Annotated in this window: 1 protein-coding gene and 1 pseudogene; both read left to right on the top strand. The window is 46.6% G+C overall.

Annotation, left to right across the window (positions count from 1 at the left end):
• A partial coding sequence (locus R8O11_RS26075; protein ID WP_318194719.1) for an ABC transporter substrate-binding protein occupies window positions 1–581 on the top strand: 581 nt, incomplete at its 5' end.
• A gap of 190 nt (window positions 582–771) precedes the next feature.
• Window positions 772–893, top strand: a pseudogene (locus R8O11_RS26070) (ABC transporter permease); the annotation flags it as partial.

The following is an 893-nucleotide window of genomic DNA, read 5'->3' as shown; positions in this document are numbered from 1 at the left end:
TGAAGCAGCCGGGCAAAAACGTAACAGGTTTATCAGACCTGTCTCCAGTGGCTCAGCACGTTGAGCTCATTCAAGAAATCCTTCCTCAAGTCAAAAGCATTGGTGTCGTCTTCAACCCTGGTGAGGCGAATGCGGTGACGCTGGTTAACCTTCTAAAAGAAAGTGCAGAGGCGAAAGGCATTAAAGTGGTGGAAGCCACAGCTTTGAAAAGTGCCGATGTTCAATCTGCTACGCAAGCCATCGCAGCAAAATCAGACATCCTTTACGCGCCTACGGATAACACTGTAGCGAGTGCGATCGAAGGCATGATTGTCGCGGCGAACCAAGCGAAAAAACCAGTCTTTGGCGGTGCAACATCTTATGTTGAAAAAGGTGCGATTGCTGGCCTTGGTTTTGACTACTACCAAGTCGGTGTGCAAACGGCAGATTACGTAGCAGCCATACTTGATGGTCAAGAGCCAGGCAAGCTGGATGTAAAAGTCGCAACGGGTTCTGATTTGGTCATCAATGAGAGCGCCGCTTCTAAGTTGGGCATTCAACTGCCGAGTTCTGTTGTTCAACGTGCGACTAGCATGCAGTAAATCACTTATCTTGAGGTAAGGACTCTTTCTCTCAGGCCCATTTGTCTCAGCATGAAAAATGGGCTAGTAAATCGTAAGTTTATGAGAGCAAAGTTTTTTCTGAGCGGATTGCTCTCTTTACCTCGACCTAAGTTGAAAGTTGTAACGTCAGATCGCTGCTAGCGATCTGAACATGCAGAAAGGAGCAGTTATGTCTGCATTTGCTTTTTTTGGCGCGCTTGAGATCGGCTTGATTTATGGCTTGGTTGCTTTGGGCGTCTATCTTACGTTTCGTGTTCTTGATTTTCCTGACTTAAGTGTTGATGGTAGTTT

The organism is Vibrio sp. 1288 (assembly GCF_033344475.1).
This window is presented reverse-complemented; position numbering and strand designations above follow the sequence as displayed.